The organism is Plantactinospora sp. A48, assembly GCF_055793945.1.
The window spans coordinates 60,283-82,658 of the sequence record NZ_JBTIXF010000007.1; the positions used below are offsets into that span (position 1 = coordinate 60,283).

The 22,376-nt window shown below is 73.1% G+C and carries 18 protein-coding genes and 2 pseudogenes; 9 read left to right on the plus strand and 11 right to left on the minus strand.

Annotated elements, in window-relative coordinates:
• The first annotated feature begins 16 nt into the window (after window positions 1-16).
• From ACXN5W_RS05975 to ACXN5W_RS05985, 3 genes are read left to right on the plus strand one after another with little or no spacing between them, the layout of a single operon-like run.
• Window positions 17-949: an ATP-binding cassette domain-containing protein gene (locus ACXN5W_RS05975; protein ID WP_473157130.1), complete on the plus strand. Its 933-nt coding sequence runs from the start codon at window positions 17-19 to the stop codon at window positions 947-949.
• The gene (locus ACXN5W_RS05980) at window positions 942-2,243 is read left to right on the plus strand and encodes an alpha/beta hydrolase family protein (RefSeq protein WP_473157131.1); all 1,302 of its coding nucleotides are present in this window, start codon (window positions 942-944) and stop codon (window positions 2,241-2,243) included. Before ACXN5W_RS05975 ends, ACXN5W_RS05980 begins: the two co-directional genes overlap by 8 nt.
• Window positions 2,240-3,064: an ABC transporter permease gene (locus ACXN5W_RS05985; protein ID WP_473157132.1), complete on the plus strand. Its 825-nt coding sequence runs from the start codon at window positions 2,240-2,242 to the stop codon at window positions 3,062-3,064. Before ACXN5W_RS05980 ends, ACXN5W_RS05985 begins: the two co-directional genes overlap by 4 nt.
• Window positions 3,065-3,539: 475 nt before the next feature.
• On the opposite strand, the gene ACXN5W_RS05990 is transcribed toward ACXN5W_RS05985, so the two are convergent.
• The 6 genes and pseudogenes from ACXN5W_RS05990 to ACXN5W_RS06015 form a co-directional block, all read right to left on the minus strand.
• Entirely contained in the window at window positions 3,540-4,196 is a 657-nt protein-coding gene (locus ACXN5W_RS05990; protein ID WP_473157133.1) for a response regulator, read from the minus strand.
• A complete protein-coding gene (locus ACXN5W_RS05995) occupies window positions 4,190-5,797 on the minus strand; it encodes a sensor histidine kinase (protein WP_473157134.1) in 1,608 nt (535 codons plus the stop codon). Before ACXN5W_RS05995 ends, ACXN5W_RS05990 begins: the two co-directional genes overlap by 7 nt.
• 32 nt (window positions 5,798-5,829) lie before the next feature.
• The gene (locus tag ACXN5W_RS06000; protein ID WP_473157135.1) at window positions 5,830-6,048 is read right to left on the minus strand and encodes a hypothetical protein; all 219 of its coding nucleotides are present in this window, start codon (window positions 6,046-6,048) and stop codon (window positions 5,830-5,832) included.
• Window positions 6,048-6,452, minus strand: a pseudogene (locus tag ACXN5W_RS06005) (MerR family transcriptional regulator); the annotation flags it as partial. The gene ACXN5W_RS06000 and the pseudogene ACXN5W_RS06005, both read right to left, overlap by 1 nt.
• 91 nt (window positions 6,453-6,543) lie before the next feature.
• Window positions 6,544-7,248, minus strand: coding sequence for a dethiobiotin synthase (gene bioD, locus ACXN5W_RS06010; protein ID WP_473157208.1), 705 nt, complete (start codon window positions 7,246-7,248; stop codon window positions 6,544-6,546).
• Between the two features lie 134 nt (window positions 7,249-7,382).
• Window positions 7,383-8,522 (minus strand): annotated as a pseudogene (locus tag ACXN5W_RS06015) (aminotransferase class I/II-fold pyridoxal phosphate-dependent enzyme); the annotation flags it as partial.
• A gap of 153 nt (window positions 8,523-8,675) precedes the next feature.
• On the opposite strand from ACXN5W_RS06015, the gene bioB reads away from it, so the two are divergent.
• Both bioB and bsaP read left to right on the plus strand, forming a co-directional pair.
• Window positions 8,676-9,671, plus strand: coding sequence for a biotin synthase BioB (bioB, locus tag ACXN5W_RS06020; protein WP_473157136.1), 996 nt, complete (start codon window positions 8,676-8,678; stop codon window positions 9,669-9,671).
• 17 nt (window positions 9,672-9,688) lie between these two features.
• On the plus strand, window positions 9,689-10,009 hold the full coding sequence (gene bsaP / locus ACXN5W_RS06025; RefSeq protein WP_473157137.1) for a biotin synthase auxiliary protein BsaP: 321 nt from the start codon (window positions 9,689-9,691) through the stop codon (window positions 10,007-10,009).
• Window positions 10,010-10,081: 72 nt separating this feature from the next.
• Here bsaP and ACXN5W_RS06030 read toward each other — a convergent pair whose 3' ends face one another.
• On the minus strand, window positions 10,082-12,541 hold the full coding sequence (locus tag ACXN5W_RS06030; RefSeq protein ID WP_473157138.1) for a glycoside hydrolase family 9 protein: 2,460 nt from the start codon (window positions 12,539-12,541) through the stop codon (window positions 10,082-10,084).
• Window positions 12,542-12,781: 240 nt separating this feature from the next.
• On the opposite strand from ACXN5W_RS06030, the gene ACXN5W_RS06035 reads away from it, so the two are divergent.
• Together ACXN5W_RS06035 and ACXN5W_RS06040 are read left to right on the plus strand one after the other, a co-directional pair.
• Window positions 12,782-13,480: a pyridoxamine 5'-phosphate oxidase family protein gene (locus tag ACXN5W_RS06035; RefSeq protein ID WP_473157139.1), complete on the plus strand. Its 699-nt coding sequence runs from the start codon at window positions 12,782-12,784 to the stop codon at window positions 13,478-13,480.
• 286 nt (window positions 13,481-13,766) lie between these two features.
• Complete coding sequence (locus tag ACXN5W_RS06040) at window positions 13,767-14,558, plus strand: hypothetical protein (RefSeq protein WP_473157140.1); 792 nt, start codon at window positions 13,767-13,769, stop codon at window positions 14,556-14,558.
• A 206-nt stretch (window positions 14,559-14,764) separates the two neighbouring features.
• Here the strand turns inward: ACXN5W_RS06040 and ACXN5W_RS06045 are convergent, their stop codons facing one another.
• Together ACXN5W_RS06045 and ACXN5W_RS06050 are read right to left on the minus strand one after the other, a co-directional pair.
• On the minus strand, window positions 14,765-15,853 hold the full coding sequence (locus ACXN5W_RS06045) for a GNAT family N-acetyltransferase (RefSeq protein WP_473157141.1): 1,089 nt from the start codon (window positions 15,851-15,853) through the stop codon (window positions 14,765-14,767).
• Between the two features lie 451 nt (window positions 15,854-16,304).
• Window positions 16,305-17,027 (minus strand): ACT domain-containing protein, encoded by a 723-nt coding sequence (locus ACXN5W_RS06050; protein WP_473157142.1) that lies wholly within the window; start codon window positions 17,025-17,027, stop codon window positions 16,305-16,307.
• A 205-nt stretch (window positions 17,028-17,232) separates the two neighbouring features.
• On the opposite strand from ACXN5W_RS06050, the gene ACXN5W_RS06055 reads away from it, so the two are divergent.
• Both ACXN5W_RS06055 and ACXN5W_RS06060 read left to right on the plus strand, forming a co-directional pair.
• The gene (locus ACXN5W_RS06055; RefSeq protein ID WP_473157143.1) at window positions 17,233-18,465 is read left to right on the plus strand and encodes a phosphotransferase family protein; all 1,233 of its coding nucleotides are present in this window, start codon (window positions 17,233-17,235) and stop codon (window positions 18,463-18,465) included.
• Window positions 18,466-19,692: an acyl-CoA dehydrogenase family protein gene (locus tag ACXN5W_RS06060; RefSeq protein WP_473157144.1), complete on the plus strand. Its 1,227-nt coding sequence runs from the start codon at window positions 18,466-18,468 to the stop codon at window positions 19,690-19,692.
• Window positions 19,693-19,752: 60 nt separating this feature from the next.
• On the opposite strand, the gene ACXN5W_RS06065 is transcribed toward ACXN5W_RS06060, so the two are convergent.
• Both ACXN5W_RS06065 and ACXN5W_RS06070 read right to left on the minus strand, forming a co-directional pair.
• Window positions 19,753-20,796 (minus strand): LacI family DNA-binding transcriptional regulator, encoded by a 1,044-nt coding sequence (locus ACXN5W_RS06065; RefSeq protein ID WP_473157145.1) that lies wholly within the window; start codon window positions 20,794-20,796, stop codon window positions 19,753-19,755.
• An 82-nt stretch (window positions 20,797-20,878) separates the two neighbouring features.
• Window positions 20,879-22,312 carry a GH1 family beta-glucosidase gene (locus tag ACXN5W_RS06070; protein ID WP_473157146.1) on the minus strand — a complete coding sequence of 478 codons (1,434 nt, stop codon included), beginning with the start codon at window positions 22,310-22,312 and terminating at the stop codon, window positions 20,879-20,881.
• Window positions 22,313-22,376 lie beyond the last annotated feature (64 nt).

Sequence of the window (22,376 nt, forward strand, 5' to 3'; positions counted from 1 at the left end):
TGCCTACCGTCGCCACATGATCACATTGAGAAGCTTGACCAAGCGGTTCGGGGCGGTGACCGCGGTCGACGACCTGAGCCTGGACATCCGGCCTGGTCGGGTCACCGGGTTCCTCGGCCCGAACGGCGCCGGCAAGTCCACCACCATGCGCATGGTGCTCGGCCTGGACCGGCCCACCTCCGGGGCGGCGTTGGTGGGCGGGCGGCCGTACCGGGACCTGCGGTACCCGCTGTACGAGGTCGGCGCCCTGCTGGACGCCCGCGCGATCCATCCGGCCCGTTCGGGCCGCAACCACCTGCGCGCCCTGGCCCGCAGCAACGGCATCCCGGCCCGCCGGGTGGACGAGGCGCTGACCACGGTCGGCCTGGACCCGGCCGCCGCCGGCAAGCCGGGCCGGGCCCTCTCGCTGGGCATGGGCCAGCGGCTCGGCATCGCCGGGGCGCTGCTCGGTGATCCGCCGGTGCTGATCTTCGACGAACCGGTGAACGGCCTCGACCCCGACGGCGTGCGGTGGATCCGGCAGTTCATGCGCGGCCTCGCCGAGCAGGGCCGGACCGTCTTCGTCTCCAGCCATCTGATGAGCGAGATGCAGCTCACCGCCGACCAGCTCGTGGTGATCGGCCGGGGCCGACTGCTCGCCGACGCGCCGATCGCCGAGATGATCGGGGCCAGCTCGCTGACCTCGGTCCGGGTCCGTGGCCCACGGCCGGACGCGCTGGCTGGACTCGCCACGCGGCTGCGCGCCACGGGAGCGCGGGTGACGGTCGACGACGGCGGGCTGACCGTCACCGGTGCCCCCACCGAGCGGGTCGGTGACCTGGCACACGAGCTGGGGGTGCCGCTGCACGAGCTGACCACCTCGACCGCCTCGTTGGAGGAGGCGTACCTGGAACTCACCGGTGACAGCGTCGAATACGCCGTGGCCGAACCGGCGGTCCGCCGTGGCTAGCCGGGGACGGGCCCTGGTCGTGCTCGGGACGGTGCTGGCGGGGCTGCTGCCCGCGCCGACCGCCACCGCCGAACCCACCACCGCCGGTTCGGTCCGGCCGGCCACCACCGCCGAACCCACCCGGCCGACCACCGCCGGTTCGACCCGATCGGCCGCCACCGCCGGTTCGACCCGGTCCGCCGACGCTCCCGCCCGGCCGGCGGCCGTCGATGGCGACGACGGACCGGCCGTACCGGCACTCGCGCTGCCGGCACCGACCGGCCGGTACCCGGTGGGTACGACCTGGCTGCACCTGACCGACCGGCGCCGGAGGGATCCGTGGCGCCCGGAGTTCCGCCGCGAACTGATGGTCTCGCTGTGGTACCCGGCCGCACACGGTGGCGGTCCCGCCGCCCTCTACACCACACCTGCGGTCTCGGCGCGGATCATCGCGGCCGAAGGGCTGCCACTGCCACCCGACCTGCTGGCCACGGTCCGCACCACCGCCCACCGCGACGTGCCGATCCGTCCCACCACCACCGGCTGGCCGCTCGTCGTGCTCTCCCCCGGGTTCGGGTTGAGCCGGGAGTCGCTGACCGCGCTCGCCGAGGAGTTGGCCAGCCACGGGTACGCGGTGGCCGGCGTCGACCACCCGTACGAGGCGCGCGGGGTGCAGTTCCCGGACGGCCGGGTCGCCGAGTGCCTGGCCTGCGAGCAGGACGATCCGGACCTGTCCACCGTCGTCCAGGGACGAACGGCCGACCTGTCCTTCGTACTCGATCAACTACTGGCGCCGCCCGGGCCGGGCCGCTGGCCGGGCTCCCGGTGGTTGGACGCTCGGCGGGTCGCCGTGGCGGGACATTCCATCGGCGGCGCGGCGGCGGTCCGTACCCTGGCCACCGACCCCCGGGTACGCGCGGCGGCCGACCTGGACGGCACGCTGTTCGCGCCGGTCGGGCCGATCGACCGTCCCGTGCTGTTGATGGCCTCCGACCGGCCGGCCGATCCGAGCTGGCAGCGCGACTGGCCCGGGTTGTCGGGATGGCGCCGCTGGCTCAGGGTGGCCGGCGCCGGTCACCTGTCGTTCACCGACCGGCCGGTCCTCGGCGCACAGCTCGGGATGGACCCCGGGCCGCTGCCCGCCGAGCGCCAGCTGGCCATCACCCGCGACTACCTGCGGGCGTTCCTGGACCGGCACCTGCGGGGCCGGCCGGCCCTCCTGCTCGACGGGCCCAGTCCCCGCTTCCCCGAGGTCACCTTCGAGGGGGAGCACCGGCATCCGTCCAACCGAACCGGAAGTGAGGCAACCGCATGACCGGAACCGAAACCGTCCGCACCCACGCTGAGGCCGCCGGGCGTACCCGTCCGGCCGGCGGCGGACTGCCGGGTGCGATCGCCGCCGAGTGGGTCAAGATGTGGTCCGTCCGGTCCACCTGGTGGACGATGCTGGCCGGTGGACTGCTGATGGCGGCCACTGCCGGGCAGTTGGCGATCTACGCGGTCAACAGCAACACCAGCGCCGACCGGACCGACGACGTCGGCGTGGTGACCGCCGGCAGCATCGTGGCCGGCTCGGTGGACCTGGTCCAGTACGCGGTGCTGGCCCTCGGTCTGCTGGCCATCACCACCGAGTACGGCACCGGCACGATCCGGCCCAGCCTCCAGGCCACTCCGTCGCGAGCCCGGCTGCTCCTGGCCAAGGCCGCCGTGGTCGCCGTGGTGACGTTCGGACTCGGGCTGTTGCTCGGCGTCGTGGGCGTCGCGGTCGCCCGGCCGGTGCTCGGCGAGTGGGGGCGGGTCCCGATCGGCGGTACGGTCCGGGACGTGCTGGCCGTGGCGACGTACTCGGCGTTGATCGCCGTGCTCGCCCTCGGGTTGGGCGCCGCGCTGCGCGGCGCCGTGTTGACCCTGACGGTGCTGTTCCTCACCCTCATGGTGGTCCCACTGTCGCTGGCCGAGCCGGACATCCGGGTGCTCAACCGGATCGGAGACGGTTTCCCGGGCGTGGCCGGACAGCACTTCGTCAGCGGGGACACCGGCCCATATCCGGCGGTGGTGGGGCTGCTCCTGCTGGCCGCCTGGGCCGGCGCCGCCCTGCTGGTCGGCAGCCTCGCGCTACGCCGCCGCGACGCCTGACCCGCCGCCGATGGTCGGGAGGGCTCCGCGAATGAGCCCTCCCTCACCATCGGGCCGCCCCAGTTAGCTGGTGCGGTGCCGGCGAATACCTGGTGCGGTGCCGGCGAACGCCTGGTGCGGTGCCGGCGAACGCCTCCACCGGGCTCACACCAGCCGGCAGACCCCGTCCCCCACCTCACGGTGGGTAACAGTGATTCACCAAGAAGAATGTTGCACCGAGTGATGCTCGATGCGGCATCCGGAGCTCGGGTTCGCGCGCCTTTGCAATGCTTCCCCATCGGCTACGCCGCCCTGAGCTGCGGTCGTATCGATAGCAGTCGGAAGTGGCTCTCGGCGATGAATTACGGTGCGTGTCTGTCGCCTGGAGGGAAGCATTGCAAAGCCTGGCTGACACGGTGTCCGCATTGGCAGGAGACCATCACTGACAGTGGTGGCTGGACTCGGCGACCGCCCGGGAGGCTTCGTGGAGGCTGCGCTATCGTCCGTCCACCAGGCCGGCCTCGTGGGCGATGATCGCCGCCTGCACCCGGTTGCGCACCTCGAGGCGGGTGAAGATGCTGCTCAGATAGCTCTTCACGGTGCCCTCCACCAGGAAGAGCCGACGGGCGATCTCGGCGTTGGACAGGCCGGCACCGACCAGTGCCAGCACGTCGCGTTCCCGGTCGGTCAGCCCGGCGGTCCGGAGCCGGGCGGCCGGGCTCCGCCCCATCCGGGCACCGTTGAGTTCGATCACCCGGCGGGCGACGGACGGCGACAGACAGGCACCGCCCCCGGCGGCCGCCCGGATCCCGGCCAGCAGCTCCCGCGGGTCGCCGGCCTTGAGCAGGAAGCCGCTCACGCCCGCCCCGAGCGCGCGGGCGATGTAGTCGTCCTCGCCGAAGGTGGTGAGCAGGACGACCGCGGTCTCCGGCACGAGTCGCCGCAGTTCCGCGGCGGCCGTCAACCCGTCCAGCCGGGGCATCCGCACGTCCAGCAGGGCCACCCGAGGGCGGTGCGCCCGGACCAGTTCGACGGCCGCGCCGCCGTCGCCGGCCTCACCCACCACCGCCAGCTCCGGGTCGCTGGCCAGGATGGCCCGGACACCCGCCCGGATCATCGCCTCGTCATCAGCGATCACGACCGGGATCACCACGCCTCCTCGTCACCGTTCACCCTGTCCTTGGCGACCAGCCGGCCGCCGGAGAAGCAGAGCCGGTAGGTCGCCCGCGCCAGCGGGAAGTTGCCGTCCGTGTAGTACTCGCACGAGCTGCCCACCGGGACCCGGGCCGCCATGGCCGGCTCCACCTGCCGGTGGGGCAGCCCGGTCAGCTCGGCGCGGGGCTGACCGACGCGCATCCGGTCGTAGGCCGTGCGGTCCAGCACCGCCCCCGCGGTGGCGAACGGGTAGTAGACCAGGGCGAGCATCGCGGCCAGCGCCACCGGCGCGCTCACCGCCACGAGGAGGCTGCGCCGGACCCGCCGCCGGGCCAGCCGGAGCCGCTGTTCCGGCGCCCCCGGCGGCGGCCGGAGCGCCCCGACGGGACCGGCAGAAGGCGGCCGGAGTGCCTGGCCGGGATCGGCGGGATCGGCGGGAGCCGGTCCCGGGTACCCGTCCGTCGGCGACAGCGGCAGGTGGGCCCGGACCGCGAAACCGGCCCGCTGCGGACCGGCCGCGAAGTGGCCGCCCACCAGCCGTACCCGCTCGCCGACGGCGACCAGGCCGGAGCCCACGGACGGGGGTCCGGGCGGCGGGCCCGTCGGTGCGGCGCCGTTGACCACGGCGACCTCCACCCCGTCGCGTACCGGGGCGACGGTGACCGTGACGACCGCGCCGGGAGCGTACCGGGCCGCGTTGGTGAGCGCTTCGCGGACCAACCGGTGCGCCGCGCCGGCCGGCAGCGGCGGCAGCGGCGGCGCCGCGGGATCGACGGCGAGTTCCACCGACATCCCCGCCGCGCGGGCCGCCGTGACCAGCTCGGGCACGCTCTCCACGACCGGTTGCCCCGGTGCCGGCTCGGCGTCGCCCTCACGGAGCACCCCGATGATCTCCCGCAACCGGTCGGTGGCCGCCGCCACGCTGGCCCGCAGCTCACCCGCCGCGGCGCGGTGTGCCGGATCAAGGTCCGCCGCGACCTCGAGCGCGCCGGCGCGCAGCGCGATGAGGCTCAGGTCGTGTCCCAGGGAGTCGTGCATGTCCTGGGCGATGCGTGCCCGCTCCCGCAGCCGGACCCGCTCGACGATGCCCCGCTGTTCCCGTTCCAGTGCCTCGGCCCGTTGCCAGCCGGCCAGCACCAGGTCCCGGTGCTGGCGGCGGTACCGGCCGACCAGCCAGGGAAAGACCCCGCCGAAGAGCAGGATCGTGGCGTTCAGGAACCAGACCGCCGGCGTCGTGCGCAGCAGCAGCAGGTTCAGCGCCGTACCGAGCCCGGCGATCCCGGCGAACACCAGCGCGGCGGGTCGGGCCGTGGACGTCCGCGACCCGACCAGGTAGCTCAGCACCGGTACGGCGAAGACGAAGTTGCCGTCGAGCAGCGAACCCGCCACCACGAGCAGCAGACCGGCCAGCGGGTACCGCCGGCTCGCCGCCACCGCGGCGGCGAGCGTCAGCAGCGCGACGAGCAGCACCGGGAGGGTGGACCGCTGGTACGGCGGACTGGCCTGGGCGTAGCCGACCGGCGCGGCCAGCACCGCCCACAGCGCCACCTCCCCCAGCACCCGCTGACGCGCTCCCAGCCATGTCCACCAGCCCCGCACGCGGCCAGGCTACCCACGCCCGACCCGGACCGTTACCGTCGAAAGTCAGTGGTCGGTCCGCGCGTGCCGGTGTCGACCCCGCCGACGGACCCGCACGACTGCGGCACCGCGTTCACCGCGAAGAGCCGCTTCAGGTACTCCCAGACCTCTTCGCTGACCACGCCCAGGGTGGCCGCCTCCGGCCCCTTCCCGTCGAGCTTGGCGTACATGCCGGCGAGGATGGCCCGGTCGCCGCCGGTCATCTCCGTCATCAGCTCGGTCCAGTCCCGCGCGGTCCTGCGCACCTCCTCGTCCGCCGGGCCTTCAGCCGGCGCAGCTGTTCCGGGGTGAAGTACTTCGTCCGCATCACGGCCTCCATCGCCTCGATGACCTCGTTGGTCGACGGCTCACCCGAGCCGCCCAGCACCAGTGACAGCCGGGTCAACCGGTCCTTGCGCCGCCGCTGCGCCGTCAACTGCTCCACCACCTGCCGCAGGTGGTCGGCGACCGCGCTGGGCAGGTCGCCGCCACCGGTGGCCAGGACCGCGTCGATCTCGCGTAGCGGCAGGCCGAGCTGCCGCAGCGCGAGCACCCGGTGGAGCCGCCGTACGTCGGTCGCGGTGTAGAGCCGGTGCCCACCGGTCGACCGCTCCGACGGGCGCAGCAGTCCGATCTCGTCGAAGTGGTGACCCGGTGGGGGCCGGTGTGGTCAGTGAACGTCCTCGGCCCAGGCCCTGGTCAGTGAACGTCCTCGGCCCAGGCCCTGGTCAGTGAACGTCCTCGGCCCAGGCCCGCCAGTCGTCGAGCACGCCGTACAGCGCCGGGGTCAGCCAACCCGACGCCGACCGCCGGAACACCCCCGGGTCCATCGCACCGGCGCCGTCCGGCAGCACGCCGAGCAGCGTGGGTACCAGATCGGTGAGGTTGGCCCAGTGGACCAGTTCGGGCTCGCCCGGCCAGGCTCCGAGCACCACCCCGGCCGGCACGGCCCGCCGTTCCAGCGCCTCCAGGGTGAGCGCCGTGTGGTTCAGGGTGCCGAGCCCGGCCCGCGCCACCACCACGGCCGGAGCACCCAGTGAGACGGCCAGATCGGCCACCGTCCACGGCTCGCCGGATGGTCGCAGACCCATCGGTACGAGCAGCCCACCCGCCCCCTCCACCAGCACCAGATCGTGCCTGTCCGCCTCGGCACGGACCGCGTCGACGGCGGCGTACAGCTCCAGCGGCTCGGCGGCGGCGACCCGGGCCGCGGCCAGCGGGGCGAGCGGGTCCGGGTAGCTGGCCAGGGTCCGCGCGGTGCTCGGGGCCGCCAGCCGGGTCACCGTCGCGACGTCGTCCGGCTCGCCGGTGGCCGTACCGGTCTGGCCGGGTTTGATCACCGCCACCCGCAACCCGGCGGCCTGCGCGGCCGCGGTGATCGCGGCCGTGGTGACGGTCTTGCCGACCCCGGTGTCCGTGCCGGTGACCAGCACCGGTCCGCGCCACGCCACGCCGGTCACCGGGACACTCCCAGCGGGCGGCGCCGGGCGGCGGTGACCGGAGGAGCGGTGGCCTGAGGAGCGGTGGCCGGAAGGGGAAGGTCCGGCTCCGCCGGGGCCGGCGGCCGGGGCGCGCACGCCACGATCACCTCGACGGCCCGGTCGAAGTCCGCGCGGGACAGGCCCGCGTTGATCGTGAGGCGCAGCCGCGATCGATGGTCCGGTGTCGACGGCGGCCGGAAACAGCCCACCGCCACCCCCCGGTCGAGGCAGGCGGCGGCCCAGGCCACCGCGGCTTCGGGACCCGGCGCGGTCACCGAGATGACGGCGGCGTCCGGGTCCGGTACGTCCAGGCCGGCGGACCGCAGCCGGCGGACCGCCGCGGTGACCCGGTCGGCGGACTCGGCCCGGGACCGCTCGCCGGCCGCGGAGCGCGCCAGCTCGGTGGCGGCCAGCACCCCGGCGGCCACGGCGGGCGGCAGGCCGGTGTCGTAGACGAAGGTACGGCCGGTGTCGATCAGGTGCCGGACCAGTTCGGCGGGGCCGGCCACCACGCCACCGGCGCCACCGAGCGCCTTGGACAGGGTGGCCGTGACCACGATGCCCGGGGCGCCGGCCAGGCCGGCCGCGGCCAGCTCACCGGCGCCGGCCGGACCGCGTACGCCGAGCGCGTGGGCCTCGTCGACCAGCAGCACCGCGCCGTGTTCGCGGGCCACCGCGTGCAACTCGCCCAGCGGGGCCCGATCGCCGTCCACCGAGAAGATCGACTCGGTGACCACCACGGCGGGCCGGCCCGGCGTCGCCGCCAGCGCGGCCCGGACCGCGGCCACGTCGTTGTGCGGGGTGACCACGGTCTCGGCGCCGGACAACCGGCATCCGTCGATCAGCGAGGCGTGGTTGTGCGCGTCCGAGACGAGCAGCGTGCGGGGCTGGACCAGGGCCCGGACGGCGCCCAGGTTGGCCAGGTAGCCGGAGGAGTAGACGAGTGCCCCGGGAGTGCCCAGCCAGTCGGCCAGGGCCGCCTCCAGGGCCGCGTGCAGGTCGGTCGAGCCGCGTACCAGGCGCGAGCCGGTGGCGCCCAGGCCGTACCCGGCGAGCGCGGCGCCGGCCGCGGCCACCACCTCGGGGGCACGGGCGAGCCCCAGGTAGTCGTTGCCCGCCAGGTCGATCGTCGGGTCCGCCGCGTCGCGGGGCCGCAGCCGCCGGCCGAGCCCGGCCCGGGCGCGTAACCGGGCCCGCCGGTCCAGCGCCGCCAACCAGTCAGCCATCCGCCCACCCTTTCCTCGGCGCCGGATCCGCGCGGTACCCGGGCCCTCGGCGCCGGATCCGTGCGGCGTCCGGAACGTACCATCCGGGTCCGGCGCGGCCCGCGACCCGCCCGGCGACCGGGCCGGCCGGCCGCGGCCTTGTAGGGTACGGCCATGCCTCAGATCCTTGACCAAGCCCGCGAGCAGGTGTTGGAGAACGGGGTCGGCCTCGACGAGGCCGGCGTGCTTGAGGTCCTACGGCTACCCGACGAGCACCTGCCGGCCGCGCTGCAACTCGCCCACGAGGTGCGGATGCGCTGGTGTGGGCCCGAGGTCGAGGTCGAGGGCATCGTCTCGCTGAAAACTGGCGGCTGCCCCGAGGACTGCCACTTCTGCTCCCAGTCCGGATTGTTCGCCTCGCCGGTCCGCTCGGTCTGGCTGGACATCCCGGCGCTGGTGGAAGCGGCCCGGCAGACCGCGAAGACCGGTGCCACCGAGTTCTGCATCGTGGCCGCGGTGCGCGGCCCGGACGCCCGGCTGATGAAGCAGCTCCGCGAGGGCGTGGCGGCGATCAAGGCCGAGGTCGACATCCAGGTGGCCGCCTCGCTGGGCATGCTCACCCAGGAGCAGGTGGACGAGCTGGTCGCCATGGGCGTGCACCGGTACAACCACAACCTGGAGACCTCCCGGTCGTACTTCCCGAACGTGGTCACCACGCACACCTTCGAGGAACGCTGGGAAACCCTGCGGATGGTCCGCGACTCGGGCATGGAGGTCTGCTGCGGCGGCATCCTGGGCCTGGGCGAGTCGGTCGAGCAGCGGGCCGAGTTCGCCGGCCAGCTCGCCGAGCTGGACCCGCACGAGGTACCGCTGAACTTCCTCAACCCCCGGCCCGGCACGCCGTTCGCGGACCGTCCGGTGGTCGAGGGCAGGGACGCGCTGCGGGCCATCGCGGCGTTCCGGCTCGCGATGCCACGGACCATCCTGCGGTACGCGGGCGGCCGCGAGCTGACCCTCGGTGACCTGGGTACCCGGGACGGCCTGCTCGGCGGGATCAACGCGGTCATCGTCGGCAACTACCTGACCACCCTGGGCCGGCCGGCGACCGCCGATCTGGAACTGCTGGACGACCTGCAGATGCCGGTCAAGGCCCTGTCCGCGACGATCTGACCCGCTCGGGAGCGACGATGTCGACGATTGAGCCATCGTGGGCGCGAACCGGCGGGGCGGATCCGGCCGGCACCGGCGGGGCGAACCTGACCACCGCCGCCGGGACGGATCCGGCCGCCGCTGGCGGGACGCGGCTGGCCAGCGCGGACACCGGGGGCGCCCGGTGGTGTGACCGGTGCGGAGGGCCGACCGGCGCCGGCCCGCACGACCCGTGCCACGCCGCCCGGGAGCTGGAGCCGCCCCGGTTCTGCCCGGCTTGCCGCCGCCGGATGAAGGTCCAGGTCGTCCCGACCGGCTGGACCGCGAGCTGCGTCGAGCACGGCGAGATCCACGGCTGACGCCGAACCGCTGTGGTGCTCCCGGCCCGGGTTTGCCGAGGCCCGGGCCGGGAGCGGAGACCGGCGTTCGGGTCAGCCGGTCGTGCAGGTGATGCCGTTGAGGGTGAACGCGGTCGGCTTCGGGTTGCTACCGGTGTGCGTACCGTTGAAACCGAAGCTGGTCGACGCGCCCGGCGCCAGCGTGCCGTTGTATGACAGGCTGGCGGCCCGGACCGCCGACCCGGTCTGGGTGACCGTCGCCGACCACGCCTGGCCGACCTGCTGGCCGGCGGTGTAGGACCAGGCCAGGGTCCAGCCGTTCAGCGTGGTCGACCCGGTGTTGCGGATCGTGACGTTCGCGGTGAACCCGTTGGTCCAGTCGCTGGTGGCGTAGGTCACCTGGCACGGTCCACTCGGACCCGACGTCGGCGAGGCGGTCGGGGTCGGCGAGGCCGTGGGGGACGCCGTGGGCGACGCCGTGGGGGTGGGCGAGGCCGTCGGGGACGCCGTGGGAGTGGGCGAGGCCGTCGGCGAGGCGGTCGGGCTGGCCGTCGGGCCCGGGCCCGGCTCCTGACCCCAGACCAGCTTGCCGGCCTCGTACAGCGGCACGTTCCGGTTCGGCCCGGCGGTCGTCTGGTACGACGGGTCGTTGGCCGGGTTCCAGGTGCCACCCTCGGCAACGCCGACCTTGAACTGGACCTCCATCCGGTGCTGCGACTGGCCAGCCGGGGCGATGGTGTAACCGGTGCAGTCGACCTCGACGTACCAGAGGGTGCCGGAGACCTGGTGCGCGGTGCTCGGCGACGGGCAGCCCTGGGTGTAACCCGGGGTGACCACCAGCGGCGACCCGTCGGTGTTCACGTAGTACCGGAACTTGGACTGGGTCAGCGCCCGCGCCGGGAACGCCGACTTGTTGTAGACGATCAGCTTGAGTCCGGTGGCCCGGGGCTCGCTCTGCGCGACCGTGGTCTCCACGGTCAGCTCGTCCATGTCCGGCTTCTCCGCCGTGGGGAAGCCGGCGACCGGGCTGCCGCCGTACTCCGAGGTCAGCCGGGCCAGCGCGGAGGTGAAGCCCGCGTTGTAGTCGGTGGCCACCTCGTTCATCACGTAGTCCGACCGGCTGTCGGTGTACGCGTCGTTGGCCGAGGAAGGCCCGCCGACCAGCGCGCCGTAGAGCACGTGCCGGGTGTCGGTGGGCACGGTCTGGCTGTCCCACCAGGAGCCGTGTGCGGTGCGGTGGTGCGGGTTGCGCGGCGGGTTGGTCCCGAAACCGATCAGGTAACTGGACTTGCGCGGGTTGTCGCCGAGCGCGTACCCGATCTGCCGGACCGCGAAGTCGTGGTAGCGGGCCTTGCGCACGGTGTCGGTGGTCTTGTCCGAGTAGACCAGCGCGGCGAACGCGGTGTTGGCCGCGTACCGCAGCGAACCCCAGGAGTCGAGCACGGCCTCGCCGCCGGGCGAGTAGTTGACCCGGGCGCCGTCGACCCCGACGGTCCACCAGTCCAGCCACCGGTTGGCGTCGTCGACGTACTTCGGCTTCCCGGTCAGGTTGGCCAGCAGCACGTACGCGCCGAACTGCTTGTTGTCCCAGGCCAGGGTCCACTTGTAGGCGCGGGTGGTGGACTGCGGTTCGGTGTTGAGCTTGTCGTACTCGCTCTCGGCCTTGGCCAGGTAGGTCGCGTCGTTGGTGGCCCGGTAGAGCCAGATCGCGCCCCAGACCAGCTCGTCCTGGTAGCCGCTCCAGGACTTGTAGAACGCCTGCGCGTCGGTGATGCAGTCGCTGTACGCCTTTCGCACGGTGTCGGCGAAGGTGTAGAGCTGCTTGGCGTGGGTGAGCAGCTTGTCCGCGTACGCGGCGTCGGTGGACCGGAAGACCATCGAGGACGCCGCCATCGCGGCCGCCGTCTCCCCGGCCAGGTCCGAGCCGCCACAGCTCGCGTCGATCTTGTACGCGGGCCGCGCCATCGGCAGCACCTCGGCCGGCCCCCACCACTTGTGGTCGTCGTCGCCCTTGCCGACCTGCCCGTACAGGACGTTCGCCGACGGGTGCGCCTTGATGAAGTAGTCGTTGACCCAGCGCAGGTTGCTCAGCAGGTACGGCAGTTGGCCCGAGTTCTGGTAACCGGACCGGTAGTCGACGGCGCCCCAGGCCAGCATGGTGGTGCTGAACGCCATCGGGAAGCCGAACTTCACGTGGTCGCCCGCGTCGTACCAGCCGCCGGTCAGGTCCACCCCGACGTCGGATCCGTCGCGCAGCGCGGAGTCACCACGCCAGGAGACCCGGTTGTCACTCGGCAGCTTCCCCGACCGCTGCGCCTCGTAGAAGAACATGGTCTTCTGCAGCGCCTCGCCGTAGTTGAAGGCTGGCGCGGCGGCGGCCTGGGCGGCGACCTCGGCCCGGACCGGGTCGGTCGTGGCGCCGCCCGGGGCCGCGCCGGCCGCGCCGGCGGGCGCGCCGGCGGCGAGCGTGAGGGCGGCCAGTGCCGCGATCCGGCGCCAACCGCGCCGGCGGGGTGGGGGGTACGGGGCGTCCGGCCCGGTCCGGGTTGCCATCGCGCGGCTCCTTCAGGCGAAACTTTGGGGGATGAGCTGCTATGGGAGCGCTTCCATAGGGTTCCAACAATGTAAACGGTCAATTCCCGGTTTGTGAAGCACCCCGCAGCCGGCCGCTCTCCCGCATCCGCACGCCACCGCCTAGGGTCAAAGACGTCCACAGGCAAGCACATGCAAGGAAGGGCCCCCTGTTATCGCTTCTGGTAGAGGAAGGGCCCCTTCTTAACGGGGGAGGCAACGATGACGCTGACCAGCGGCGCGGCGACCGGACAGGCGACGGACGACGACGCGGCGACCGGACAGGCGGTGGACGGCAACGCCGCAGCGGTCACCGAGGTGACCTCGCACGAGGAACTGCGGGACCTGCTCGGCGCGCCGGGCCGGCGGTCCATCACCAAGGAGCGCCAGGCGCTGCACGAGATGGACCGGCAGTGGATCGCGACGTCGCCGTTCTGCCTGGTCGCCACGGCCGGGGCCGACGGAAGCTGCGATGTCTCCCCCAAGGGCGACCCGGCGGGTTTCGTCCTCGTGCTCGACGACACCACGATCGCCATCCCCGAACGGCCCGGCAACCGGCGGGCCGACGGGTTCCACAACATCCTGGACAACCCGCATGTCGGGCTGATCTTCCTGATCCCCGGCCGCGACGACACTCTCCGGATCAACGGCCGCGCCCGGGTGGTGCGCGACGCGCCGTTCTTCGACCGGATGGTCGTACGCGGACACCGGCCGAGGTTCGCCGTGCTGGTCGAGGTCGAGCAGGTCTTCTACCACTGCTCCAAGGCGTTCCTACGCTCCGACCTGTGGCGACCGGACAGCTGGCCGGCCGACACGCTGCCGTCGCGGGCCAAGATAACCAAGGCGACCCAGCCGGAGGAGAACCTCGCCGAGCTGGAGCGGCACTACGGTCCGGACTACGTCAAGGGCCTCTACCGCTGACCCGCCTCCCCGCGACACCGGATCCGGCACCACCGGACGGTCGGTATCCGCCCGACTGGCGCGGCATCGCCCGGGCAACGGTTCCCGTCCGGCGTCAGTGGCACGGCGAGGGCGGGCCGCAGCGTCACAGGGTCGTTCGGTGTTACGCGGACACGCCGCGCAAATGCCGATCGACGGTCGGACAACCGCCACGTCCATGCAGGTCAGGACGTTTGTCCGATGTCGAGGGCAGGCACACCCGATGCGATCATGTGCTGCCCCCCTCGACCATCCAACGGAGGAACCCATGCCACGGTGTCGGCGCGCGGCGCACACGGTCTTCTGCGCGGTGGCGACCGCGGCTGGGCTCGCCCTCGCCAGCCCGGCCTGGGCTGGCACCATCGGCCCGGTCAGCACCGGCAACGACGGGCACAACCCCAAGGGGGACAACGGCACAGTCAAGATCGACGGTGCTCCCCTCGACGACAAGGTCGACAACCAACCGCATGTGACCTGCGATTTCGAGTTGGAATTCTTCAACTTCGACACCGACCAACGCGCCGACATCACCCTCACGGCCCAGCCGCCGTCCGGCAACGGCAAGCTGGTCCTGGCCATCCGGGACCGGGTCATCAGCGATGATCCGGCGCGTGGCGCGGAGAACGACCACGACGCGGTCATCCCACTCTCGGCCACCGACCTTGACCTGACCGGCCTGACGGCGCACCCCAAGCAGGGTTACCACCTGAAGCTGACAGTCGAGCTGGCCGACGGCAACGGCGCCGGCAAGCACAAGGTCTTCTGGCTCCAGCCCTGCGCCACGGACGGTGGCGGTGGCGACAATGGCGGCGGTGGCGACAACAACGGCGGCGGTGGCGACAACGGTGGTGGCGACAGCGATGGCGGCGGTGGCGACAACGGTGGTGGCGACAGCGATGGCGGCGGAACCCCTGCTGACGGCGAGGGCGCCGGCGGCGGTTCGCTGCCCATCACCGGAGTCGCGGCCGGCGGCATCGCCGTGGGCGGGCTCGCGCTGCTCGGCACCGGTACGGCGTTGATGCTGGTCCGTCGCCGGCGCCGGATCAATTTCATCAGCTGATCCCCGTTCCGGCTCTCCACCGGAATCCGTTGGGTGAGGCGCGCGGCGACCGGGCCGGCGCAGGCCGTGGCCAACGTCAGGCGCCAACGACGTCAGGCACCGACCACAGTAGGCGCGGCCCACGCAGACCACCGTCGACCCGGTCCACGTTGACCACCACTGACACCCGGCCGGCGCCGGCCGCCGACCACGGTCGAGGGGCGGCGTCAGGCGCCGGCTGCGGCTGGTGTGTCGGGCGCCGGGGTGCCCGGGGCCAGCGGGACCACCACGGTGACCAGCGGGCCGTCCCGGTCCGTCCGGGCCGCCGGGGCGACCCGGCGCAGCAACCGGGGAAGCGCCTCGGTCGCCTCCGTGGTGTGCCCGACCAGCGCCGCGTACCCGTCCCGATGGGCGTGCCGAAGCAGTCGGCGGACGAGCGCGGTACCGATGCCCAGGCGTTGCCAGCCGTCCTCCACCAGCACCCCCGCCTCGGCCAGGTCACCGTCGGCCGACAGACCGGCCACGGCCACCACCCGGGGACGGTCGTTCGCCGGGTCATCCACCGTGGCCAGCAGGCTGACGCCCCGGGGCGGATCCAGCAACCGGCGCAGCTGCCGGTCGCTCTGCTCGGCGTCGGTCAGGTAGCGCCGCCGGCGGCTCTCGGCGGAACACCGGGCATGCATCCGGCGTACGGCCGCGAGGTCGCCCGACGCGGCGGATCGGATCTCGACCTCGGTGCCGTCGGGCAGGAGCAGGGTGACCCGCTCGGCGGCCCGGTCGGCGGCCACCGCGGCGAGGTCGACCAGCGCCTGCGCGCGGGCGAACTCGGCCGGGGTGAAATCAGGCGCGGTACGGGTCACCTCGAAACAACCCCCGGCCGGGTCGGTGAGCAACATCGTGCGGCTGTCGAAACCGGTACGGGCCGGTTCCCCGGTGCGGGGCGCCGGGGGACCCACCGGTCGCCAGGTGACCTGGGTCGCGCCGAGCAGATCCCGCAGCGCCACGTCCAGCCGGTCCGGATCCCGGACCAGCCGGCCGGCCAGGCTCAGCGTCCTGGTCGGCGGGTCCACCAGCACCTTCGCCTCGCTACGCGCCACCCAGCAGTCTCGACCTCGGCCGCGTTCGACGGCGGCGACCAGATCGGTCTCGCTCAGCCCGTCCGGCGCGTCGACGAGGAAGTCGTCGACCGCGCCCGCCTCGGTGGTGTGTACCTGCACGGTCAGGATGTTCACCGAGCGCAGCGCGAGGCTCGCGGTGAGGACGGAGAGATATCCGGGCCGGTCGTCGACGGTCGCCCGGATTCGCCACAGTGCCATGTCGGCCTCCTCTCCCGGTCCGGCGGCAACCGCCGGCCGGTCCCGGCGGGGCGGGCCGCGGGTGCGGCTCGCGCCCCCACCCACGTCCAGCTTGCGCCGACACCGGGCGTGCCGGGGGCAGATCCGCGTAGAGCACCACCCCGCGCTCGTACGGACCACCCCCGGCGCCCGGTTTCGCCCGCGAAGTCCATCCGCGGACGATGCTGCCGGGCCGGGCGGACGCCACGCCGCGTACCGCCCGGTCGGTCGGTCGGTTTCCCACCACCGCCCAACCATTCCCCACCGTCGGTCGGCCGGTTCCCGCCACCGACCAACCTTTCCTAACCGTCGGTCGACCCGGTTTCCCGCCACCGGGTCGGCCGTTCCCCACCGTCGGCCAGCCGGTTCCCGCCACCGACTGTCCGACCTCCCCACCGCGCCGGCGCAGCTCCCGCTGACGGCCGGCGCTGGGTCATCCTGCGGCTGGCAGGGGCGAAGCGTTCACCAGATCCAGCCGATCGCCGAGAATCACCGCGGCCGCGCGGACCAGCTGGGCCGCCCGGTCCACCTCGGTGACGTGGAACGCGGCCGCGGGTAGTCCGTCCTCGTCGCCCCGCGCCACCACCAGCACCAGGCCGGCCCGCCCGAACGGTGCCACCGCGTAGTGCCAGCCGTCCGGACCGTCGGTGGCCCGGGCCCGCAACGGGGTCACCGGCGGCAGTTGCGGCGGCTCGGGCACCCGCCAACTGGCGTACGCGATGGTCGGTTCGGCGCCGATGTCGCCGGGTTGCGGGTCCATGTGCCGGCTCGCCCAGTCGGCCGGTACCACGGCGACGGCGGCCCAGTCCGCGGCGAGCAGCCCCGGCACCGCGTCGACCAGCGTGTTCAGGCCGGTGGACACGTTCGCCGCCACCTGCGCGAGCAGCTCGGCGTCCGCACCACCCCCGGTGAGCGCGCCCACCGCCTTCCACACCCCGATCACGTGTACGCCCGGAATGGCCGCCAGACCGGCGAGCAGTCGCTCGACGCGGATGCTGCCGGGCCAGACCACCGTGAAGTCGTCGACCGCACGCCCACCCAGGCGCTCCAGCACCAGCACCTGGACGATGTCAGCCCCGGCCACGCCCATGGTCCGGGCGACCTGACCGAGCGTTCCGGGCCGGTCCGGGAGACTAACCCGAAGTCGCAGCACCATGTCGTCCCCTTCCCGCGGTCTGCCCCCGCTGACCACTACGGCAAGTTTGCCTTGTGACCGTTTCGCGCCTGTTGCGCAGACGTGTCCCCGCCGCAAAGAACGCCGGCAGCAGGGACGACGCGGCCGATTCCACCCGAGCGGCCGGTTCCGGGCCGAACGGGTCTGTCGGGTTGACAGGTCGGCACGGCTGCCATCAACTGGTCGGATGGATGATCGCCCGGCCCCGACCGGGCTGGACCTGGACCGGCTCACCGGGTATCTGCGCGAGCACCGGCCCGACCTGCTCGCCGGCCCGCTGCGGGCGGGGTTGATCGCCGGTGGTCGGTCCAACCTGACCTATCTGGTGAGCGCCGGCGACCGGGAGTTCGTGCTACGCCGTCCGCCGCTGGGTCACGTGCTCGCCACCGCGCACGACATGGGCCGGGAGTACCGGGTGATCTCGGCGTTGGCGCCGACCGACGTACCGGTGCCGGAGGCGTTGTCGCACTGCGCGGACCCGGATGTCATCGGCGCGCCGTTCTACCTGATGAGCCGGGTGCCGGGCACGGTGTTCCGCAGCCGCCGGCAGACCGACCGACTCAGCCGGGAGCAACGGTACGACCTGGCGATGGCGATGATGGACACCCTCGCGGACCTGCACCGGGTGCCGCCCGAGGCGGTGGGCCTGGCCGACTTCGGCCGGCCCGTCGGGTTCCTGGGGCGGCAGGTCCGGCGGTGGGCCGGCCAGCTGGACCGGTCCCGCAGTCGGCCGCTGCCCGCCATCGACGAACTACGGGACCGGTTGGCCGCCACCGTCCCGGAGGCCACCTCCGCTCCGGAGACCGACACCGTCCCGAAGACCGCCACCACCCCGAAGACCGCCACCGCCCCGGAGACCGGAACCGCCACGGAGACCGGTACCACCCCGAAGACCGCCACGGCCCCGGAGACCGGCACCGTCCCGAGGGCCGACCCGGGTGCCGGCGCCGACCGCGCGGGCCGCGACACCAGTGCCGACCGCGCGGGTCGGATCGTGCACGGGGACTACCGGCTGGACAATCTGCTCGCGGAGGCCGATCCGGTCGCCGTACACGCGGTGCTGGACTGGGAGATGGCGACCCTCGGCGACCCGCTGACCGATCTGGGCCTGCTGCTGACGTACTGGGAGGTCCTCGGCGACAGCGACCTCGCCGCCGGCAACCCGGTGGCCGACGGGCTGGGTCCCCGGGCGGGCTTCCCGGACGGGCGGGAGCTGATCGACCGGTACGCGGACCGGTCCGGGATCGATGTCGGACCGCTCGACTGGCATGTGGCGCTCGGCTGTTTCAAGCTCGCGGTGATCTGCGAGGGTATCCACTACCGGCACACGCTCGGGCAGACCGTGGGCGAGGGCTTCGACCGGATCGGTCAGCTCGTACCGCCGCTGGTCGAGCGCGGCCTGGCCAGGATCGGGGGCTAGATGGACTTCGGCTTCGACGCGCGGACGACCGAGCTGTGCGCGGCGCTGACCGCGTTCCTCGACGAGCAGGTGTACCCGGCCGAGGCCGTCCACGCCGAGCAGGTCGCCGCGGCCGGCGACCCGTGGCACCGGCCAGCGGTCATGGCCGAACTGATCGCCGAGGCCCGCCGGCGTGGGCTGTGGAACCTGTTCCTGCCCGACCCCCGGTACGGCGCGGGGCTGACGAACCTGCAGTACGCCCCGCTGGCCGAACTGACCGGACGCAGCCCGCAGCTGGCCCCCGAGGCGTTGAACTGCGCGGCCCCGGACACCGGGAACATGGAACTGCTCGCCGAGTTCGGCTCCGCCGAGCAGCGGGAGCGGTGGCTGCGCCCGCTGCTGGCCGCCGAGATCCGCTCCGCGTTCTGCATGACCGAACCCGAGGTCGCCTCCTCGGACGCCACGAACATCGCCACCCGGATCGCCCGGGACGGCGACGGGTACGTCATCAACGGTCGCAAGTGGTGGTCGTCCGGAGCGATGGATCCGCGCTGCGAGATCCTCATCGTGATGGGCGAGACGGACCCGGACGCCGAACGGCACCGGCGGCAGAGCATGATCCTGGTACCCCGGGACACGCCGGGGGTGACCGTGCGGCGCGGGATGACCGTTTTCGGCTACACCGACGCCGCGCACGGCGGGCACGCCGAGATCACCTTCGCCGACGTACGGGTGCCGGCGGCCAACCTGATCGGCGACGAGGGTGCCGGGTTCGCGATCGCCCAGGCGCGTCTCGGACCGGGCCGGATCCACCACTGCATGCGGTTGGTCGGGATGGCCGAACGGGCGCTGGAACTGCTCTGCCGTCGGGTGTCGGCCCGGGTGGCGTTCGGTCGGCCGCTGGCCGAGCAGGGCGTCATCCGGGAGTGGATCGCCGAGTCTCGGGTGCGGATCGAGCAGGCCCGGCTGCTCGTGCTCAAGACCGCCTGGCTGATGGACACCGTGGGCAACCGGGGCGCGCACACCGAGATCCAGGCCATCAAGATCGCTACGCCGGCGATGGCGGAGTGGGTGATCGACAAGGCGATCCAGGCGTACGGGGCGGCCGGGCTCAGCCAGGACAGCCCGCTGGCCGCGCTCTGGGCGCAGGCCCGCACGCTGCGCCTGGCCGACGGCCCGGACGAGGTGCACCGCGCCTCGCTGGCCCGGCGCGAGTTGCGCCGCTGGGCCGACGACGGTTCCGGCTGAACCGTTAGGAAGGGACCCCTTTACATCGGAAAGCGACAAGAAGGGTCCCTTCCTTACCGCTCAGGCGGAGGCGCGGGGCACGACGTGGGTGTCCAGCAGGACGTACGGGGCCTGGAGGTCCTCGCCACGGATCCGGGACACCAGCAGCCGGGCCATCCGCCGGCCCATCTCCTCGACCGGCTGGAAGACGGTGGTCAGCGGCGGGTCGGACTGCCGGGCGATGGGCGAGTCCTCGAAGCCGACCAGGGCCACCTCGTCCGGCACCCGCCGGCCGAGTTCGCGCAGCACCCGCAGGGCACCGCAGGCCATCAGGTCCGAGGCGGCGAAGACGGCGTCCAGGTCGGGGTTGTTGGCCAACAGTTCCCGCATGGCGGCGGCGCCGCTGGTCTCGCTGAAGTCGCCGTACGCGATGAGTTCCTCGCGCATCGGCTTGCCGGTGGCCTGCATGGCGGCCCGGTAGCCGGCGAGCCGGGCCAGACCGGCGCCCATGTCCTGCGAGCCGGCGATGGTGGCGATCTGGCGGCGCCCCCGGTTGAGGAGGTATTCCACGGCCCCGCGGGCACCGCCGACGTTGTCCACGTCCACGAAGTACGCCGGCGGCGCGCTGGGTTGGAGCATCCAGGCGGGCCGCCCACCGAGCACGGTGGGCAGCCCGCGCTGCTCCAGCAGCGTCGGCAGCGGATCGTCGTCGTGCAGCGACAGCAGCAGCACGCCGTCCACGTGCTGGCTGGTCAGGTGGTGCTCCATCCGCTCCCGCTCGGCCGGCGACTGCGCCATGGCAAGCCACAGCTGCATCGGCGACTCCAGCAGGCCGGAGCTGATGCCCCGGACGATCCCCGCGAAGAACGGCTCGCCGAAGACCCGGTCCCCGGACTCGGACACCACCAGCGCGACCGAGTCGGTTCGCTGGGTGACCAGTGCCCGCGCCGCCCGATTGGGCACATAGCCCAACTCGGCGATGGCGGCCTGCACCGCTGCCCGTGCCTCGGGACTGACCTGAGGCGAGCCGTTCACCACCCGGGACACGGTGCCCCGGCCCACGCCCGCCCGTGCCGCCACCGCGTCCAACGTCGGCCGCCCGAGCGAGCGGCTACGCGTACCCATCGTCTGTTGCTCCTCCGACGTCGGCCCTCCGGCGCCGGTCCTCGCCGCGCCGTCGCGCCGGTCGGATCGTCGCCCGGCGCCGCTATCCTGCTGCCAGGCCGTTGTGCCGGATCACGTCCGAGTACCACCTGGCGCTGGACTTGGGGATGCGGCGCTGGCTCTCGTAGTCGACGTACGTGATGCCGAACCGCTTGGTGTACCCCCAGGCCCATTCGAAATTATCCAGCAGCGACCAGGCAAAGTATCCCCGGAGTGGGACACCGGCAGTGATGGCCTCGTGGCAGGCGCGCACATGCAGGTCCAGGAAAGCCACCCGGTCGGGGTCGTCAACCTCGTCGTTGACGACCTGATCCACGAAAGCGGCACCGTTCTCGGTGACGTACAGCGGCACCTCGGGGTACTCCTGGTGGACCCGCGTCAGCGTCTCCACCAGGCCGGGGGCGTCGATTTCCCACTCCATGTCGGTCACCGGCACGCCTCGGGTGACGAACCGGACCTTCTCGCTCCCCGGCCAGCAGGACGGCGCCTGCCAGTACGCCTGGGGTTCGGCCTCGGGCACCTGGGCGGCAACGACGTGCCGGCTGTAGTAGTTGATGCCGAGCATGGACAGCGGGGTGGAGATGGTCGCCAGGTCACCGTCGCGGACATGCCCGAAGTCACTCACCTCGCGCAGGTCCTCGCGCACGTCGGACGGGTACTCGCCACGCAGGATCGGGTCCAGGAAGATCCGGTTGGCCAACCCGTCGATCCGCCGGGCCGCGTCCGCGTCGACCTCCTTCTCGGAGGCCGGGGAGACCGCGTACAGGTTGAGGGTGACGCCGAACTCGTTCTCCGGCCGGGCCGCCCGCATGGCCTGCACGGCCAGGCCGTGCCCGAGCATCAGGTGGTGGGCCGCCCGGACGTCGGCGCCGGGCTCGGTCCGGCCGGGCGCGTGTACGCCGGAGCCGTAGCCGAGGAAGGCCGAGCACCAGGGCTCGTTCAGGGTGGTCCAGCGGCTCACCCGGTCGCCCAGGGCCTCGTGGGTCAGCGCGGCGTAGTCGGCGAAGCGTGCCGCCGTGTCCCGCTCCGGCCAGCCACCGGCGTCCTCCAGCGGCTGCGGGAGGTCCCAGTGGTAGAGGGTGAGCCACGGCTCGATGTTGTGTCCGAGCAGTTCGTCGATCAGGCGGCGGTAGAAGTCCAGGCCCGCCTGGTTGGCCGGACCCCGGCCGCCGGGCTGGATGCGGGTCCAGGAAACCGAGAACCGGTACGCGGTCAGCCCGAGGTCGGCCATCAGCCGCACGTCGTCACGGAACCGGTGGTAGTGGTCACACGCGATGTCGCCGGTGTGTCCCTCGACCACCCGTCCGGGGGTGTGGCTGAAGGTGTCCCAGATCGACGGGGTACGACCGTCCTCGGCGGTGGCGCCTTCGATCTGATAGGCCGCGGTGGCCGCTCCCCACCGGAAGCCGGACGGGAAGGTGAGCTCCCGCTCGGCACCGAGCAGAGGGACCCGCTGATCGGTTGCTGGGTTTGTCACCACCTGAGCGTGCCGGGCGGCGCGCAGACCGTCAAGGGTGCAATGGGAGCGTTCCCATTCTGTT

Excerpts from the sequence above, each read along its gene's own strand:
- ACXN5W_RS06050 (WP_473157142.1), bottom strand. The coding sequence starts at position 17,027 with ATGGTGCTGCGACTTCGGGTTAGTCTCCCGGACCGGCCCGGAACGCTC.
- ACXN5W_RS05975 (WP_473157130.1), top strand. The coding sequence starts at position 17 with ATGATCACATTGAGAAGCTTGACCAAGCGGTTCGGGGCGGTGACCGCG.
- ACXN5W_RS06040 (WP_473157140.1), top strand. The coding sequence starts at position 13,767 with ATGCCACGGTGTCGGCGCGCGGCGCACACGGTCTTCTGCGCGGTGGCG.
- ACXN5W_RS06065 (WP_473157145.1), bottom strand. The coding sequence starts at position 20,796 with ATGGGTACGCGTAGCCGCTCGCTCGGGCGGCCGACGTTGGACGCGGTG.
- ACXN5W_RS06035 (WP_473157139.1), top strand. The coding sequence starts at position 12,782 with ATGACGCTGACCAGCGGCGCGGCGACCGGACAGGCGACGGACGACGAC.
- ACXN5W_RS06045 (WP_473157141.1), bottom strand. The coding sequence starts at position 15,853 with ATGGCACTGTGGCGAATCCGGGCGACCGTCGACGACCGGCCCGGATAT.
- ACXN5W_RS06060 (WP_473157144.1), top strand. The coding sequence starts at position 18,466 with ATGGACTTCGGCTTCGACGCGCGGACGACCGAGCTGTGCGCGGCGCTG.
- ACXN5W_RS06000 (WP_473157135.1), bottom strand. The coding sequence starts at position 6,048 with ATGACGGAGATGACCGGCGGCGACCGGGCCATCCTCGCCGGCATGTAC.
- ACXN5W_RS05985 (WP_473157132.1), top strand. The coding sequence starts at position 2,240 with ATGACCGGAACCGAAACCGTCCGCACCCACGCTGAGGCCGCCGGGCGT.
- bsaP (WP_473157137.1), top strand. The coding sequence starts at position 9,689 with ATGTCGACGATTGAGCCATCGTGGGCGCGAACCGGCGGGGCGGATCCG.
- bioB (WP_473157136.1), top strand. The coding sequence starts at position 8,676 with ATGCCTCAGATCCTTGACCAAGCCCGCGAGCAGGTGTTGGAGAACGGG.
- ACXN5W_RS06055 (WP_473157143.1), top strand. The coding sequence starts at position 17,233 with ATGGATGATCGCCCGGCCCCGACCGGGCTGGACCTGGACCGGCTCACC.
- ACXN5W_RS06030 (WP_473157138.1), bottom strand. The coding sequence starts at position 12,541 with ATGGCAACCCGGACCGGGCCGGACGCCCCGTACCCCCCACCCCGCCGG.